Source organism: Streptomyces sp. NPDC057877 (assembly GCF_042796855.1).
Taxonomy (GTDB): Bacteria; Actinomycetota; Actinomycetes; order Streptomycetales; family Streptomycetaceae; genus Streptomyces.
Window position 1 is genome coordinate 125,045 of the sequence record NZ_JBHVMS010000001.1, and the last position, 13,498, is coordinate 138,542.

At 73.5% G+C, this 13,498-nt stretch carries 13 protein-coding genes and 2 pseudogenes; 7 read left to right on the top strand and 8 right to left on the bottom strand.

From position 1 onward, the window contains the following. Positions 1 to 9: 9 nt before the first annotated feature. Both ACFVQG_RS00575 and ACFVQG_RS00580 read right to left on the bottom strand, forming a co-directional pair. Positions 10 to 1,188, bottom strand: coding sequence for an acyl-CoA dehydrogenase family protein (locus tag ACFVQG_RS00575; protein ID WP_383375173.1), 1,179 nt, complete (start codon positions 1,186 to 1,188; stop codon positions 10 to 12). A 112-nt stretch (positions 1,189 to 1,300) separates the two neighbouring features. Beyond that, entirely contained in the window at positions 1,301 to 1,672 is a 372-nt protein-coding gene (locus tag ACFVQG_RS00580) for a ferredoxin (protein WP_383375175.1), read from the bottom strand. 170 nt (positions 1,673 to 1,842) lie between these two features. On the opposite strand from ACFVQG_RS00580, the gene ACFVQG_RS00585 reads away from it, so the two are divergent. The 3 genes and pseudogenes from ACFVQG_RS00585 to ACFVQG_RS00595 form a co-directional block, all read left to right on the top strand. Continuing rightward, a complete protein-coding gene (locus ACFVQG_RS00585; RefSeq protein WP_383375177.1) occupies positions 1,843 to 2,190 on the top strand; it encodes a DUF6479 family protein in 348 nt (115 codons plus the stop codon). A 194-nt stretch (positions 2,191 to 2,384) separates the two neighbouring features. Next, on the top strand, positions 2,385 to 2,735 hold the full coding sequence (locus ACFVQG_RS00590; RefSeq protein ID WP_383375179.1) for a hypothetical protein: 351 nt from the start codon (positions 2,385 to 2,387) through the stop codon (positions 2,733 to 2,735). Between the two features lie 56 nt (positions 2,736 to 2,791). After that, positions 2,792 to 3,064, top strand: a pseudogene (locus ACFVQG_RS00595) (ubiquinol-cytochrome c reductase cytochrome b subunit); the annotation flags it as partial. Here ACFVQG_RS00595 and ACFVQG_RS00600 read toward each other — a convergent pair. The 6 genes and pseudogenes from ACFVQG_RS00600 to ACFVQG_RS00625 form a co-directional block, all read right to left on the bottom strand. After that, a pseudogene (locus tag ACFVQG_RS00600) lies at positions 3,055 to 3,279 on the bottom strand (cbb3-type cytochrome c oxidase subunit I); the annotation flags it as partial. The pseudogenes ACFVQG_RS00595 and ACFVQG_RS00600 overlap by 10 nt on opposite strands. 51 nt (positions 3,280 to 3,330) lie before the next feature. Further along, positions 3,331 to 3,753 (bottom strand): PPOX class F420-dependent oxidoreductase, encoded by a 423-nt coding sequence (locus tag ACFVQG_RS00605; RefSeq protein ID WP_383375181.1) that lies wholly within the window; start codon positions 3,751 to 3,753, stop codon positions 3,331 to 3,333. A gap of 67 nt (positions 3,754 to 3,820) precedes the next feature. Then, a complete protein-coding gene (locus tag ACFVQG_RS00610) occupies positions 3,821 to 4,717 on the bottom strand; it encodes an NAD(P)-dependent oxidoreductase (RefSeq protein ID WP_383375183.1) in 897 nt (298 codons plus the stop codon). Positions 4,718 to 4,765: 48 nt separating this feature from the next. After that, on the bottom strand, positions 4,766 to 7,135 hold the full coding sequence (locus ACFVQG_RS00615; RefSeq protein WP_383375185.1) for a glycoside hydrolase family 65 protein: 2,370 nt from the start codon (positions 7,133 to 7,135) through the stop codon (positions 4,766 to 4,768). Between the two features lie 150 nt (positions 7,136 to 7,285). After that, positions 7,286 to 7,690, bottom strand: a complete 405-nt coding sequence (locus ACFVQG_RS00620; protein ID WP_383375187.1) for a luciferase family protein — start codon at positions 7,688 to 7,690, stop codon at positions 7,286 to 7,288. A 10-nt stretch (positions 7,691 to 7,700) separates the two neighbouring features. Then, on the bottom strand, positions 7,701 to 8,720 hold the full coding sequence (locus ACFVQG_RS00625; RefSeq protein ID WP_383375189.1) for a RimK family alpha-L-glutamate ligase: 1,020 nt from the start codon (positions 8,718 to 8,720) through the stop codon (positions 7,701 to 7,703). A gap of 277 nt (positions 8,721 to 8,997) precedes the next feature. On the opposite strand from ACFVQG_RS00625, the gene ACFVQG_RS00630 reads away from it, so the two are divergent. The 4 genes from ACFVQG_RS00630 to ACFVQG_RS00645 all read left to right on the top strand — a co-directional run bounded on the left by ACFVQG_RS00630 (position 8,998) and on the right by ACFVQG_RS00645 (position 13,464). Then, positions 8,998 to 10,128 carry a CapA family protein gene (locus ACFVQG_RS00630; protein WP_383375191.1) on the top strand — a complete coding sequence of 377 codons (1,131 nt, stop codon included), beginning with the start codon at positions 8,998 to 9,000 and terminating at the stop codon, positions 10,126 to 10,128. A 33-nt stretch (positions 10,129 to 10,161) separates the two neighbouring features. Next, the gene (locus ACFVQG_RS00635; protein WP_383375193.1) at positions 10,162 to 10,614 is read left to right on the top strand and encodes a YbhB/YbcL family Raf kinase inhibitor-like protein; all 453 of its coding nucleotides are present in this window, start codon (positions 10,162 to 10,164) and stop codon (positions 10,612 to 10,614) included. A gap of 89 nt (positions 10,615 to 10,703) precedes the next feature. Next, positions 10,704 to 11,957 (top strand): polysaccharide pyruvyl transferase family protein, encoded by a 1,254-nt coding sequence (locus ACFVQG_RS00640; RefSeq protein WP_383375195.1) that lies wholly within the window; start codon positions 10,704 to 10,706, stop codon positions 11,955 to 11,957. Positions 11,958 to 12,009: 52 nt separating this feature from the next. After that, positions 12,010 to 13,464 carry an FAD-dependent oxidoreductase gene (locus ACFVQG_RS00645; protein ID WP_383375197.1) on the top strand — a complete coding sequence of 485 codons (1,455 nt, stop codon included), beginning with the start codon at positions 12,010 to 12,012 and terminating at the stop codon, positions 13,462 to 13,464. Positions 13,465 to 13,498: the final 34 nt, after the last annotated feature.

The following is a 13,498-nucleotide window of genomic DNA, read 5'->3' on the forward strand; positions in this document are numbered from 1 at the left end:
GCCCGGAGGCTAACGCCGGACCCGCGGCATCCCCAGGCCTATCCAGGAAATGATCTCCCGCTGGATCTCGTTGTTGCCGCCGCCGAAGGTGAAGATCACCGCTGAGCGGTAGCCGCGTTCCAGCTCGCCGCGCAGGACCGCGCCCGCCGAGCCCTCCTTGAGGGCGCCCGCCGCCGCGACGACCTCCATGAGCGCGGCGTAGGCGTCGCGGCGGGCCTCGGAGCCGTACACCTTGACGGCGGAGGCGTCCTGCGGGGTGAGGGTGCCCTCCTGGACTGCGCCCACCATCTGCCAGTTCAGCAGGCGCAGGGCGTCCAGGCGGGTGTGGGTGCGGGCGAGCAGTCGGCGTACCCAGGGCAGGTCGACGACGCGGCGGCCGTCGGTGAGCTTGGTCTCCATGGCCCAGCGCTGGACGTCGTGCAGGGCGCGGATCGCCATGGTGCCGTGGGCGGCGAGGGTGACGCGCTCGTGGTTGAGCTGGTTGGTGATCAGCCGCCAGCCCTGGTTCTCGGCGCCGACGCGGTGGGCGACGGGGACGCGGATGTCCTCGTAGCGGCTGGCGGTGGTGTCGTGCCCGGCGAGGGTGCGGATCACGGTGCACGAGTAGCCGGGGTCGTCGGTCGGCACCAGGAGCATGCTGATGCCGCGGTGCGCGGGGGCGTCGGGGTCGGTGCGCACGGCCAGCCACACCCAGTCGGCGGTGTCGCCGTTGGTGGTCCAGATCTTGTGGCCGTTGACGACGTAGGAGTCCCCGTCGCGCACGGCGCGGGTCTTCAGGGCCGCCAGGTCGGTACCCGCGTCGGGTTCGCTGTAGCCGATGGCGAAGTCGATCTCGCCGGAGAGGATGCGGGGCAGGAAGTGGGCCTTCTGCTCGTCGGTGCCGTACCGCATCAGGGTCGGGCCCACGGTGTTCAGCGCCATCAGGGGCAGGGGGACGCCCGCCTGGGCTGCCTCGTCGAAGAAGACGAACTGCTCCCTGGGTGTCAGCCCGCGCCCGCCGTACTCCTCGGGCCAGCCCACGCCGAGCCAGCCGTCGGCGCCGAGGCGGCGGATGGTGTCGCGGTAGAAGCGCTTGTACGCCGCCGGGTCGGTGTGCCGGGTGGTCGCGGTGTCCGGCACCAGCTCGGCGAAGTAGGCGCGCAGCTCGGCGCGCAGCCGCCGCTGTTCGGGGGTGTGGTCGAGATGCACGGCGCCTCCAGGCTCGCGGGGCCGGTCCTGACGGCGCACACCGTAGAACGTGATCCAGGAATTGGGAATGGCCGGGTGCTCCTCGACCGACGGCGCCCCTGGCGTCTCCGTCTCACTGCAGGGTGGCGAGGAAGTCCGTGCACGCCCGAGCGCACGCCCGGCAGGTTTCGGCGGTGTCCTCCGCGCCCGGATGGCGGTCGAAGACGTGCGCGGACTCCAGGCAGACGGTCCGGCACCACTCCACCTGGACGCGGATGCCGTCCTCGTCCAGGAGGTTCTGCTCGGACAGCACCCGGCAGGTGGCGTCGCACACCTCCGCGCACATGATCCCCTTGCGTCGTACGAGTTCCTGTTCCTCGGTTCCGTCCGGGTCCACCAGGCTCGCGCGCAGGGCGCACGCGCGGGCACATTCCGTGCACGCCTGCGCGCAGGCGAAGCGGTCCTCCAGGAACCGGAACAGCTCCTGCTGGGTCGGCGAAGTCACACCGGGCGGGTAGCCGGGGCCCACTGCGCCAAACCCGTCCGTGGCCCGGCCCGGCCCCCGCTTTCCGGGCCCCGCGCCCGGGCACCCGTGGCCAGCCAACCGTTCGCGGACCAGGCAGTCCCGCGAGGGATGATCCGGTTCGCGCCGAGGCAAAGGGGTACTCGCGAGCCATGAGTACCGCAGCGATGCAACTGGCGGAGCCGCACGGCGTGCTCGCCCTGGGACCGCTGCTGATCGGCGTGGTCGTGGTGGCGATGCTGATCGGCGCCTTCCTCTACGGAATCCGGGTCCGGCGCAGCGAACCCCCGCCGCCGCGCCCCGAGGAGCAGCCGCACCTGCCGGACGGCGGGCCGGTGCGCGAGGTACAGGAGATGCGGGAGCCCTCTGACATGCCCAACGGCGGCGGGGTGACCCTGCCGCACGACATGCCCGCCTCGGGCAACAACCCGACCCAGCACAGTGACAAGACGCGTCCGCGCTGGCGTGAGGGCCACAGCGGCTCGTGGGGCAACGGCTGACCGCCGCCCCCGCGCCGTCCCCCTGACCCCGGGCCGTGTCCGCCCGCGGGGACCCGAGCCTCGGGGCCGCCACCGCCCGGAGGGACCCGTGGCCCCGAGTCGTGGCCGCGTGGCGGGACGCGTGGCCCCGAGTCGTGGCCGCACGGAAGGACGCGCGGCCCAGAGCCGTGTCCGCACGGAGGGAAGTGAGACCGATGGCCGACCACGGCCGCAGCACCCTGCCCCTGCCCGACTACGACCATCTGCCCATCGGCGGTCTGGAGAGCCGCGTGCGCTCACTGACCACCGAGCAGGTGGAGGAGGTGCTCGCCTACGAGCGGACGCACGCCGACCGGCGGCCGGTGACCGAGCTGCTGAACTCGCGGCTCGACCAGCTGCGGGCGGGCGCCGAGCCGACGTCCGGCGACCCGGGCGCGCTGCGCCCCGAGACGGGCGCGCGCCGCACCGGCTCGCCGGTCTCCCCGGCGACCTCCCCGCAGCCGATGAGCCCGCCGCCGCACGGCACCCCGGACCAGCGGGGCAAGCCGAAGGGTGACCGTACGTAGGGGTTCATCCGGATTGCCCCGGTTTCCGGTGCGGTGGGTGCGGGAACGCATGCGCCGTGCTGTTGCGGAAGAGACGGGCCCGGGCCGCCGCCCGGGTCCGCCGTGCGTCCGAGCGCACCGCCGACGCGCTCGACGCGCGGCTTCCCGTGTACGAGAGCGGGCGGCTGCTGCGCAAGGCCTTCCCCGACCACTGGTCCTTCCTCCTCGGTGAGCTGGCGCTCTACAGCCTCGTCGTGCTGCCGCTGACGGGCGTGTGGCTGACGTTCTTCTTCCATCCGTCGATGGCCCCGGTGGTCTACGAGGGCTCCTACCGGCCACTGACCGGGGTGGGGGCGCGCAGCATCATGATGGTGCCGTGGATCGTGAACAGCTGGTTGTACTGGTCGGCGCCGACGATCTGCAGCCCCGGGCGGGCGAGTTCGGCCCGCATCAGCAGGGCCAGCGCCCCGCCGAAGAGGAAGAAACCGAAGGACGTCGTGAGATGGAGGTTGCCGATCACCTTGTGATCGGTCGTCGTCGCCCACCGCAGCAGCACCCGCCCCAGCGGGCCAGATGTTCCCGGCCGCGACGGGTCACGACGCGGCCGGGACCCGCGTCAGGTGGCCGCCTGGTCGCTGTCCCGCATGGCTCCCCAGCCGTGCCAGCGCTCGACCTCGACCCAGGCGCTGAACCTGGCGCGGGCCCGGTCCGGGTAGGCGTTGCCGGTGTAGTGCCGGGAGAGCCGGTCGATGTCGGCGAGGGCCTGGTCCTCGTAGATCTCCACGGCCCGGCCGATCAGGGTGACGTGGGTGTACCAGTTGTCCTCGTCGAGGACGGTCAGCGTCACGCGCGGGTCGCGGCGCAGGTGCTTCAGGCGGACCCGGCCCTCGTCCAGGTTGATCAGGGCCCGGCCGTCCTCCCACAGGTACCAGGTGGGGGTGGAGACCGGAGTGCCGTCGGAGCGCAGGGTGGCCATGACGCAGGGGTTGGGGCGGCTCAGCAGGTCGACTGCCTCGGGCGGCAGGGGCGGCTTGGACATGCGGGGTGGCTCCGTTCTCAGGGGTGGGGTGAGGTCGGGTCTCAGGGGTGCGGGGTGTGGTCGGGTCTCAGGGGTGCGGGGTGTGGTCGGGGTCGAAGCTGGCGAAGTACGCGGCGGCCATGTCCTCGTCGGCGTGCCCGCGTTCGGCGGCGCGGGCGAGGCGGGCGGCGCCCGCGGCGGCCACGTCCAGGCGCAGCCCGTGCCGCTCGCCCGCCTCGACGATCAGGCGGGCGTCCTTCGCGGCGGTGCCCACCGCGAACTGGGGCGGGGTGAGCCGGTCCTCCAGGACCAGGGCCGCCTTGGCGTGCAGATAGCCCATGTCGAGCGGGCCGCCCGCGATGACCTCGAAGAAGCCGCCCGGCTCCACACCGAGCGCCCGGGCCAGGGCGAGTGCCTCCCCGGCCGCGTTGGTGGCGGCGATGACCCAGCTGTTGGCGACCAGCTTGAGCCGGGTGGCGCTCGCGGCGGCGCCGTCCTCGCCGGTCCACACGGTCCGCGCGCCCACGGCGTCGAAGACGGGCGTGACCGTGTCCCGGCCGTCGAGCGGACCGGCGGCCAGGACCGTCAGTTGTCCGGCCTCGGCGGGCTGACGGGTGCCCAGGACGGGGGCGTCGTAGAAGCGCAGGGCGTGGTCGGCGGCGAAGGCGGCGAGGTCGGCGGTGGCGTCCAGGCCCGCGGTCGTGGACTGGATCCAGGCGGTGCCCGGGCGCAGGGCGGGCGCGGCCTGCCGCATGGTGTCGAGGGCGGCGGCGCCGTCGTACAGCATGGTCAGGACGGCGTCGGCGCCCTCGACCGCCTCGGCGGGCGTCGCGGTGACCCGCGCGCCGTCGGCGGTGAGGGGCTCGGCCTTGGCGCGGGTGCGGTTCCAGACGCGGACGGTGTGTCCGGCCTGCGCGAGGTTGCGGGCCATCGCGGCGCCCATGATGCCGGTGCCGAGGACGCTCACGGTGAGTTCGGCTGTCATGAAGTCGACCTTCTCATGCGCACGCGGGTGGGGCGCCCGGTGCCGGGCTCAGTCCGGGAGCATCAGGCGGGCCATCTCCCCCGGCTGCAGGCGGACCGTGCGGTCGGGCAGACGCACGTCGATCGGGGCGGCGTCGGAGGACGGCACGGTGATCTCCATGTGCTGGCGGTGCAGGCGCAGGCGTACGCCCCAGTTGCCCTGGTAGCGCAGGGAGAAGCCGTAGGAGGACAGCTCGGGCAGCGGCACCGGGTCGAGCCAGAGGGCGCCCTGCCGGGTCTCCAGGCCGGTCAGTCCGCGCTGCACCAGGTCGAGGGTGCCCGCCATGGCGCCGAGGTGGATGCCCTCGCCGGTGGTGCCGCCCTGGATGTCGGCGATGTCGCCGCGCAGGGCCTCCTGGCAGAACTGCCAGGCCTCGGCGCGCCGGGCGCGGGCCAGGATCCAGCCGTGCACCAGTCCGCTGAGGGTGGAGCCGTGGCTGGTGCGGTGCAGGTAGTAGTCGACGGTGCGGTGCCAGGTGTCGTCGTCCAGGCGCAGGCCCAACCGGTGGAAGAGGGTGCGCAGTTCGGCGGGTGAGAAGAGGTAGCCGAGCATCAGCACGTCGGCCTGCTTGGACGCCTGGTAGCGGTTGACGGTGTCGCCCTCGGCCTCCAGGATGCGGTCCAGGCGGCGGATGTCGCCGTACTTCTTGCGGTAGCCGTGCCAGTCGAGTTCGGCGAGGTCGCCGTAGCCCTCGAACTGGCTGATGACGCCCTCGTGGAAGGGCACGTGCAGGGTGCGGGAGATGTCCTCCCACTGCTCCAGCTCGTCGCCCTCCAGGCCGGTGCGCTCGGTGAGTTCGCGGCGGCGGGGCTCCGGGAGGGCGGCCAGCAGCTCCAGGCTGCGGGAGAGCACCCAGGCGGCGGTGACGTTGGTGTAGGCGTTGTCGTCGAGGCCCGGCCGGTCGGCGTCCGGGTAGGCGTCGTGGTACTCGTCGGGGCCGAGGACGCCCCGGATGCGGTGCCGTCCCAGCCGGTCGTCCCAGGTCGCCGCGTCCGCCCAGAAGCGGGCGATCTGGAGCAGCATCTCGGCGCCCTTGGTCTGCAGGAAATCGGCGTCGCCGCTGGCCTCGCTGTACTGCCACACGTTGTAGGCGATCGCCGAGCCGACGTGGTACTGCAGGTGCGTGTGGTCCGGCAGCCAGCGGCCCGAGCGCGGGTTGAGGTGCAGTTGCTGGGTCTCCTCGCGCCCGTCGCTGCCGCTCTGCCAGGGGTACATCGCGCCGCGGCGGCCCGCGTCCCGGGCGGCGGTGCAGGCCTTCTCCAGCCGCCGGTGCCGGTAGTGCAGCAGGGCGCGGGACACCTCGGGGAAGTGCAGGTTGAGATACGGCAGCACGAACAGCTCGTCCCAGAAGACATGGCCGCGGTAGGCCTCGCCGTGCAGTCCGCGGGCCGGCACGCCCACGTCCAGGTCGGCGCTGTTCGGGGAGAGGGTCTGCAGGACGTGGAAGAGGTGCAGGCGCAGGATGCGGCCCGCCTCGCCGGGCACGTCGATGCTGGCCCGCCGCCACAGCTGGGCCCAGGCGGTGCGGTGCGAGGCGAGCAGCGCGTCGAAGCCGGGGGCGCGGCCGACCCGGTCGACGGCCGCGTGCAGGGGGTCGCTGATCGCGGGGTCGTGGGAGGTGTGCAGGGCGACGGTCTTGTCCACGGTGGCGGTGCGGCCGGGCAGCAGGCCGAGCCGGGTCAGCTGCACGGTGCGCGGCAGGGCGTGCCGGACGGTGACGGGGGTGTCGGTGGTGAGCCGGGACGCCATGCCGATGCGGATGTCGGAGGTGCGGGTGCGGCAGCGCAGCCAGGTGGTGTCCGGGTCGGCGGTGCCGGTGTGGACGTGGGTGAGGTGGCGGCCGTCGAGGTCCCGGTAGCGGGGCACGCCCGCGTTGGTGACACCGCCGTCGAGGGCGGCCTCGACATGGAGTTCGCCGGAGCCGCCCTCGAGGGTGAACTCGGTGCGCAGGGCGGCCAGATGCGGGTCGGCCATGTGTACGATCCGCAGCTGGCGCACCGCCAGGGTGCCCTCGTCACCGAGGCCGTAGCGGGTCAGGCGTTCCAGCACGCCCGAGGAGAGGTGCAGGATCTCCCGGTGTTCGAGGACCGGTGCGGTGTCGGGGGTGAGCCAGGGGTGGCCGTGCATCCGGAACCGCAGCGGCAGCCAGTTCGGCACATTGACCAGGTCCTCGTTCTCGACCTGACGGCCCGACACATGGGAGGTGAGCCGGTTGTAGCAGCCCGCCACATAGGTTCCGGGGTAGTGGATGTCGTCCGCGACGCACTCGGGCAGCGCGCCACGGGTGGCGAAGTAGCCGTTGCCCAGGGTGCACAGCGATTCCCGCAGGCGCGCGTCGGTCGGCTCGTAGCCCTCGTACTCCCACGTCCATCCCGTCACCTCGAACGCTCCTCCCGCACACGGCTGCCCGAGTACCCGTACGGCACGGTCGGCACCGCCCGTCAAGCAGTCTCTCCCCGCACGGGGGCACGACGACGCGGTCCACGCCGGTCACTCGGGTGGATGGGGGGCGCGGTCAGGGGGCGCGGGTCAGAGGATCGCGGCCTGGTCGCGGGACAGGACGGTGACGCGGTGGAAGTTGCAGCCGAGGGGGGCCGCGCTCTCGAGGGCGTCCGGGGCGGGGCCCTGCTGGTGTGCCTTGAGGGCGACGCTGACCAGGCTCATCAGCAGATCGAGGTCGGTGTCGCAGTCGAGGTGGACGGTCACCCACCGGGAGCCGGGCACCAGGCGGATGGCCGTCGATTCCCTAAGGTCGTCGGAGAACCGCCGGATGGCCCGGCTGGTGAGGTGCAGGTCCACGTCGTGGTCCGAGTGGAAGTGGGCGATCTCGCTGCGCGGGGTACTGATCGCCCGCCCCGTGCCGCAACTGGCGGGTCCGGCCGTCAGGTCGGGCCAGGCCTGCAGTTGCTCCAGGGCGCGCTGGGCCAAAGTCATGGCTCCATCGTCACGTCATTACCCCGCCGATACCAGAGGTTGAGGACTTTGTAACCCAGGCGTGAGGTTCCTCACCGACAGTCACATCAGTTGGCCGGCGTGCGGCGAGGGCGTCGAGGTGGGCCCGCACATAGGGGACGGCGGCCTTGTCGAGTTCCCCGTCGACGAACGCGGGCTGCACGTTCACCTCGAAGACGACGCCGCCGTGCTCGGCCGCGAGGTCGACCCCGGCGTAGGGCAGTCCTACCGAGGCGGTCGCGGCGACGGCGAGTTCGGCGAGGCGCGGCGGCAGTTCGTCGGGGGCGAGGAACACCGGGACGGCGCCCTGGCAGGTGTTGCAGGGGGTGTCGGGCGCGGCTTGGAGGTGCTCGCGGGCGTGGATGACCCGGCCGCCCAGGACGAAGACGCGGAACTGGTGGCGGCGTCCGTCGGCGGTGATGTTCCCGGCGTCGCGGGAGAGCAGCCAGTCGGTGCCGTGGCGGGCGTAGTGCTCGGCGGCCCGCCGGAGCGCCTCGGGACCGGTGATGTGGAAGGTGCCGCTGCCGCCGGTGCCGACGACGGGCCGGGCCCAGACGTCCCGGCCGAGCTTGTCGAAGGCGGCCAACGCCTCCTCGGCGCCGGGACGGGACAGTACGACGGTCTCCATCTGGGCGATGCCGTCGCGGTGCAGGCGGGCGACGGTGATGTCCTTCTCCGTCGCCGTCCGCCAGGCGGCGGGACCGGTGCCGAGGGTCACCGCGTCGTGCCGCTCCAGCAGGAGCTGGAACGCGGCGAGCGCGCGGCGCCGGTGCGGGGGTATCTCGTAGAGCACGACGACGTCCGGCACCAGGTCCAGGCCCTGTTCGGGGACGAGCAGCCGTAACCTCCCGCCGTCGGGCACGCCTTGGCCGGTGCCGCCGACCGCGAAGTGCCGGGCGTCGATCCGCACCGGCGGGGCGCCGGTGAGCAGCCGTACGGCCTCGGCGAGGTAGGCGGCGCAGCCTTCCGTCGACGTGGGGTCGGTGATGAGGGCGACCAGGGGTCGGGGCACAGCAGCCTCCAACGGTTCGCGCCACACCCGTGCGCGCTGGGCTGCGCGGCCCGGGCGAGCTGTCGGACGGGGGCTCCGGCCCGGGGCGCGCGGGGCCGGGGCGCCACACTGTAAGCGCCCGCCGGGAAGCCGTACCAGGGCGCACACACCGTGGTCCGGCGGCTCCACCCCGCACCGCTCTCTGCGCCGCCGCTCCCGTCCGTGCGCCCCATGGGAGGTGCGGGCGCCGGGGCGCGGGGAACCGTGCGACCAGCCACGACCTGCCTACGCTGGACGTATGCCCGACCGCCTCGTGACCCTGTTCCTCTGTGGTGACGTGATGCTCGGCCGGGGCGTCGACCAGATCCTCCCCCACCCGGGTGACCCCGCCCTGCGGGAGGCGTACGTCGCAGACGCGCGGACCTACGTCCGGCTGGCGGAGGCGGTGAACGGCCCGGTGCCCGCCCCGGTGGCGCCGTCGTGGCCGTGGGGCGAGGCCCTGGCGGTGCTGGAGGAGGCCGCGCCGGACGTGCGGATCGTGAACCTGGAGACGGCCGTCACCCGCGGTGGCGCGTTCGCGCCCGGCAAGGCGGTCCACTACCGGATGCACCCGGCCAACCTGCCCGCCCTGACGGTGGCCCGCCCCGACGTGTGCGTGCTGGCCAACAACCACGTCCTGGACTTCGGCCGCGCGGGCCTCACGGAGACCCTGGGCGCCCTCACCGGCGCCGGGCTGCGCACGGCGGGCGCGGGCCGGGACGCCGACGAGGCGTACGCGCCCGTGGCGCTGCCCCTCGCGGGCGGTGGACGGCTGCTGGTGTTCGCGCTCGGGGCGTGGTGCAGCGGCATCCCGCCCGGCTGGGCGGCGACCGCGGAGCTGTCCGGGGTCGCCTACCTGCCCCGGTTGTCGCCGGACCGGGCGGCAGCGGCGGTGGCGCGGATCAGGAGCGTGCGGCGCCCCGGCGACCTGGTGGTGGTCTCGGTGCACTGGGGCTCGAACTGGGGCTACCGCGTCCCCCGGGAGCAGATCCGCTTCGCGCACGCCCTGGTCGACGGCGGCGCCGACGTCGTACACGGCCACTCCTCGCACCACCCCCGCCCCGTCGAGGTGTACCGCGACCGGCTGGTCCTGCACGGCTGCGGTGACTTCGTCGACGACTACGAGGGCATCGGCGGTTACGAGGAGTACCGCGACGACCTGCGCCTGGCCTACCTGGTCTCCCTGGAGGCGGCGACGGGACGGCTGGCGGGACTGCGCATGGTGCCGCTGCGGGCGAGGCGGCTGCGGCTCGAGGCCGCGGCGGCCGAGGACCGGGCCTGGCTGGGCGCGACCCTGGACCGGATCAGCGGTGACCTGCGCGTCGTGCCCGAGCAGGGCGGCGTACTGCGCTTGGCGCGACCCGCGGCTGACGGGTCCGTTCCGTCATGATTGCGCCCCCCTGCCGGGGGTACTCCGGGGCGCATGTCCGGCATCGAACTCAGGAGCAGCGCGTTCACCGACCACGCTCCCGTACCGCGCCGCTACGCCCTGGAGGGGGAGAACGTCTCCCCTCCCCTGGCCTGGTCCGGCGTACCGGAGGACACCTCCGAACTGGTCCTGCTGTGCGAGGACCCCGACGCCCCCTCGGGGACCTTCGTGCACTGGGTCGTGGTCGGCGTCGACCCGCACAGCGGGGGCACGGAGGCGGGGCACCCCCCGCCCGGCGGCACGGAACTCACCAACGGCTACGGCAGGCCCGGCTGGGGCGGCCCGCATCCGCCGCCCGGGGACGAGGCGCACCACTACTACTTCCATCTCTACGCCCTGGGGGAACCGTGCGTCCTGCCCGACAACCCCAGCGCCGATCAGGTGCACCAGGCCGTGGAGAAGGCGCGGATCGCTGACGGAACCCTCGTGGGCCTGTATCACCGCTGAGAGGAGTGTTTTCACCGGGACGGTCCCGGCAACCCGGGCTGGACGACTGCCACGCCCATCAGACAGCGACGTGACGGGAGCCCCCCAGGATGACCAGCACGACATCGCACCCGGTGCCCGGACCGTCCCGGCCCCGCATCGGGGTGCTCGGCTCGTACGGCGGTTTCAACATCGGCGACGAGGCGATCCTGACCTGTGTGCTCAACTGCCTGCGCGCGCACCGCCCGGAGGCCCACCTGGTGGTCTTCAGCCGGAACGCCGCCCACACCCGCGAGCACCAGCCGCAGGCCGACGCGGTCGTGGACTGGGAGGGCGTGCCGCAGAAGGGCCTGCTGGACGCGCTGTCCGGCCTCGATCTGCTGGTCCTGGGCGGCGGCGGCATCCTCTACGACGGTGAGGCGCGCCGCTATCTGCGGCTGGTGCGGGCCGCGCAGGAGCGGTCCGTGCCCACCTTCGCCTACGCCGTCGGCGCCGGTCCGCTGCGCGAGCCGGACGACCGGGAGGCCGTGCGCACCGTGCTGGCCCGGATGGAGGACGTGGTCGTACGCGACGAGGAGTCCCGGCTGGTCCTGGAGGAGGTCGGTCTGGAGCGCGAGGTCACCGTCACCGCCGACCCGGCGCTGCTGCTGGAGCCGGAGCCGTTCACCGACCGGATGATGCAGAACGAGGGCGTGCCCACCGGCACCCGCCTGGTGGGGATGTCGGTGCGGGAGCCGGGCCGGGCGGCGGAGAAGCTCGACGAGGGCGACTACCACGCCCTGCTCGCCGATGTGGCCGACTTCCTGGTGGGCCGCCTGGACGCGCATGTGGTGTTCATGCCGATGGAGCGGGCCGACGTACGGCACGCGCACGCGGTGCTGTCCCACATGACCGCGCCGGACCGGGGGCGGATCCTCAACGAGGCCTACAGTCCCGGGCAGGTGCTCGGCTTCATGCGCCATCTGGACCTGGCGGTCGGGATGCGGCTGCACTTCCTGATCTTCGCCGCGGTCTCCGGACTGCCGGTGCTGCCGCTGCCGTACGCCGGGAAGGTCTTCGACTTCGCCCGCCGCACCGGCGCCCCGGCGCTGGTCGGGGTGGCGCGGGAGCAGGCCGGGCTGCTGCTGGCGGAGGTGGACCGGCTGTGGGACGAGTATCCGCAGCGGCGCGCGGAACTCCAGCCGCGCGTGGAGCGGCTGCGCTCGCTGGCCCAGGTGACCTGTGTGCGCGTGGCCGCCCTGCTGGACGAGATCATCCCGGACTCCCCGGGGCTGGCGCGTGAGCCCGCCCGCTCCGATCTGGGCCTCGCGGCCGGGGCGGACCCGCTCGGGTTCGACCCGCAGGGGCGGCCCGCCGGGGCCTGACCGGCGCCGGACCACCAACAACAGAACGCGGACGCCCGCGGAAGGGAAGCCGATGCCCGTCCTGCAGAAACCGCCGGAGCCCCGCACCGTCACCCTGCCGCCGCGCAGCGCCCTGCACGGCGGCCGGACCGAGGTTCTGGTGGTCGGCGGCGGTCCGGCGGGCTGCGCGGCGGCGCTGGCCGCGGCGGACGCGGGCGCCGACGTGGTCCTCGTGGAGCGGTACGGGTTCTTCGGGGGCAACGCGACGGTGGCGCTGGTGATGCCGCTGATGTCGTTCCACAACGAGCACAAGCAGGCCGCGTTCACCTCGGACGGCGACAACACCCGGCTGCTGCCCACCGACCACGGCGAGGGCGAGCCGATGGTCGCCGGGGTGCTGTGGCGGCTCCTGGACCGGCTCACCGAGCGGGGCGGCTGCATTCCGCCGTCCCTGGAGACCGGCTACACCGTGCCGTTCGACCCGGAGCTGTTCAAGCTGACCCTGCTCGATCTGCTGGACGAGGCGGGGGTGCGCATCCTGCTGCACTCCTTCGCCTCGGCCGCGCTGCCCCTGGACGACGGCTGGCGGGTGGTGTTCGAGGGCAAGTCGGGTCCCGTCGTGCTGGACGCGGACGTCGTCGTCGACGGCACCGGGGACGGCGACATCGCGGCCTCGTGCGGGGCGCCGTACGAGGTGGGGCGGCCGGAGGACGGGCTGGTGCAGCCCATGACGCTGATGTTCCGGGTGGTGGACTTCCTGCGCCCGCGCTTCTCCGAGTACGTCCGCGCCCACCCGGACCAGTGGCGGGGCGTGCACGGGCTGTGGGACCTGGTGGAGGAGGCGACCCGGGTGGGCGAGCTGCGGCTGCCGCGCGAGGACATCCTCTTCTTCGGCACCCCCCACCCCCGGGAACTGGCCGTCAACAGCACCCGCGTCACCCGCGCGCTGGGCACCGACGTGTGGGACCTGACCCGCGCCGAGTGGACCGCACGGCGCCAGCTCGAACAGATCGACCGCTTCCTGCGCACCCGGGTGCCGGGCTTCGAGGAGTCGTACGTGGCGCAGAGCGGCACCCAGATCGGGGTGCGCGAGACCCGGCGCATCCTCGGCGACTACCAGCTGACCGGCCATGACATCCTCGCCGCCCGGCACTTCACGGACGTGGTCGCGCACGGGGCCTACCCGGTCGACATCCACAACCCGAAGGGGTCCGGCACGGTCCTGAAGCGGGTACCGACGGGGCACTGGTACGACATCCCGCTGCGCTGTCTGCTGCCGCGGGACACCAACCGGCTGCTGGTGGCGGGGCGTTGCATCTCCGGGACGCATGTGGCTCACTCGTCGTACCGCGTGATGCCGATCGCGATGGCGACCGGGCAGGCGGCGGGTGTCTGCGCCGCGCTGGCGGTCCGGGCCGGGACCACCCCGCGCGAGCTGGCGCCCGCCCTCGTCCAGGACGAACTCCGCCGTCAGGGCGCCCACCTGCGCATCGACGCCACCGAGGCCGACACGGTCAGGCAGCACTGAGGTTCGCACACACCGGCAGTCGTTCGTATCCGCC

Coding starts and splice junctions, on each gene's coding strand:
- ACFVQG_RS00630 (WP_383375191.1), top strand. CDS start 8,998: ATGCCCGACCGCCTCGTGACCCTGTTCCTCTGTGGTGACGTGATGCTC.
- ACFVQG_RS00645 (WP_383375197.1), top strand. CDS start 12,010: ATGCCCGTCCTGCAGAAACCGCCGGAGCCCCGCACCGTCACCCTGCCG.
- ACFVQG_RS00610 (WP_383375183.1), bottom strand. CDS start 4,717: ATGACAGCCGAACTCACCGTGAGCGTCCTCGGCACCGGCATCATGGGC.
- ACFVQG_RS00635 (WP_383375193.1), top strand. CDS start 10,162: ATGTCCGGCATCGAACTCAGGAGCAGCGCGTTCACCGACCACGCTCCC.
- ACFVQG_RS00585 (WP_383375177.1), top strand. CDS start 1,843: ATGAGTACCGCAGCGATGCAACTGGCGGAGCCGCACGGCGTGCTCGCC.
- ACFVQG_RS00640 (WP_383375195.1), top strand. CDS start 10,704: ATGACCAGCACGACATCGCACCCGGTGCCCGGACCGTCCCGGCCCCGC.
- ACFVQG_RS00590 (WP_383375179.1), top strand. CDS start 2,385: ATGGCCGACCACGGCCGCAGCACCCTGCCCCTGCCCGACTACGACCAT.
- ACFVQG_RS00605 (WP_383375181.1), bottom strand. CDS start 3,753: ATGTCCAAGCCGCCCCTGCCGCCCGAGGCAGTCGACCTGCTGAGCCGC.
- ACFVQG_RS00620 (WP_383375187.1), bottom strand. CDS start 7,690: ATGACTTTGGCCCAGCGCGCCCTGGAGCAACTGCAGGCCTGGCCCGAC.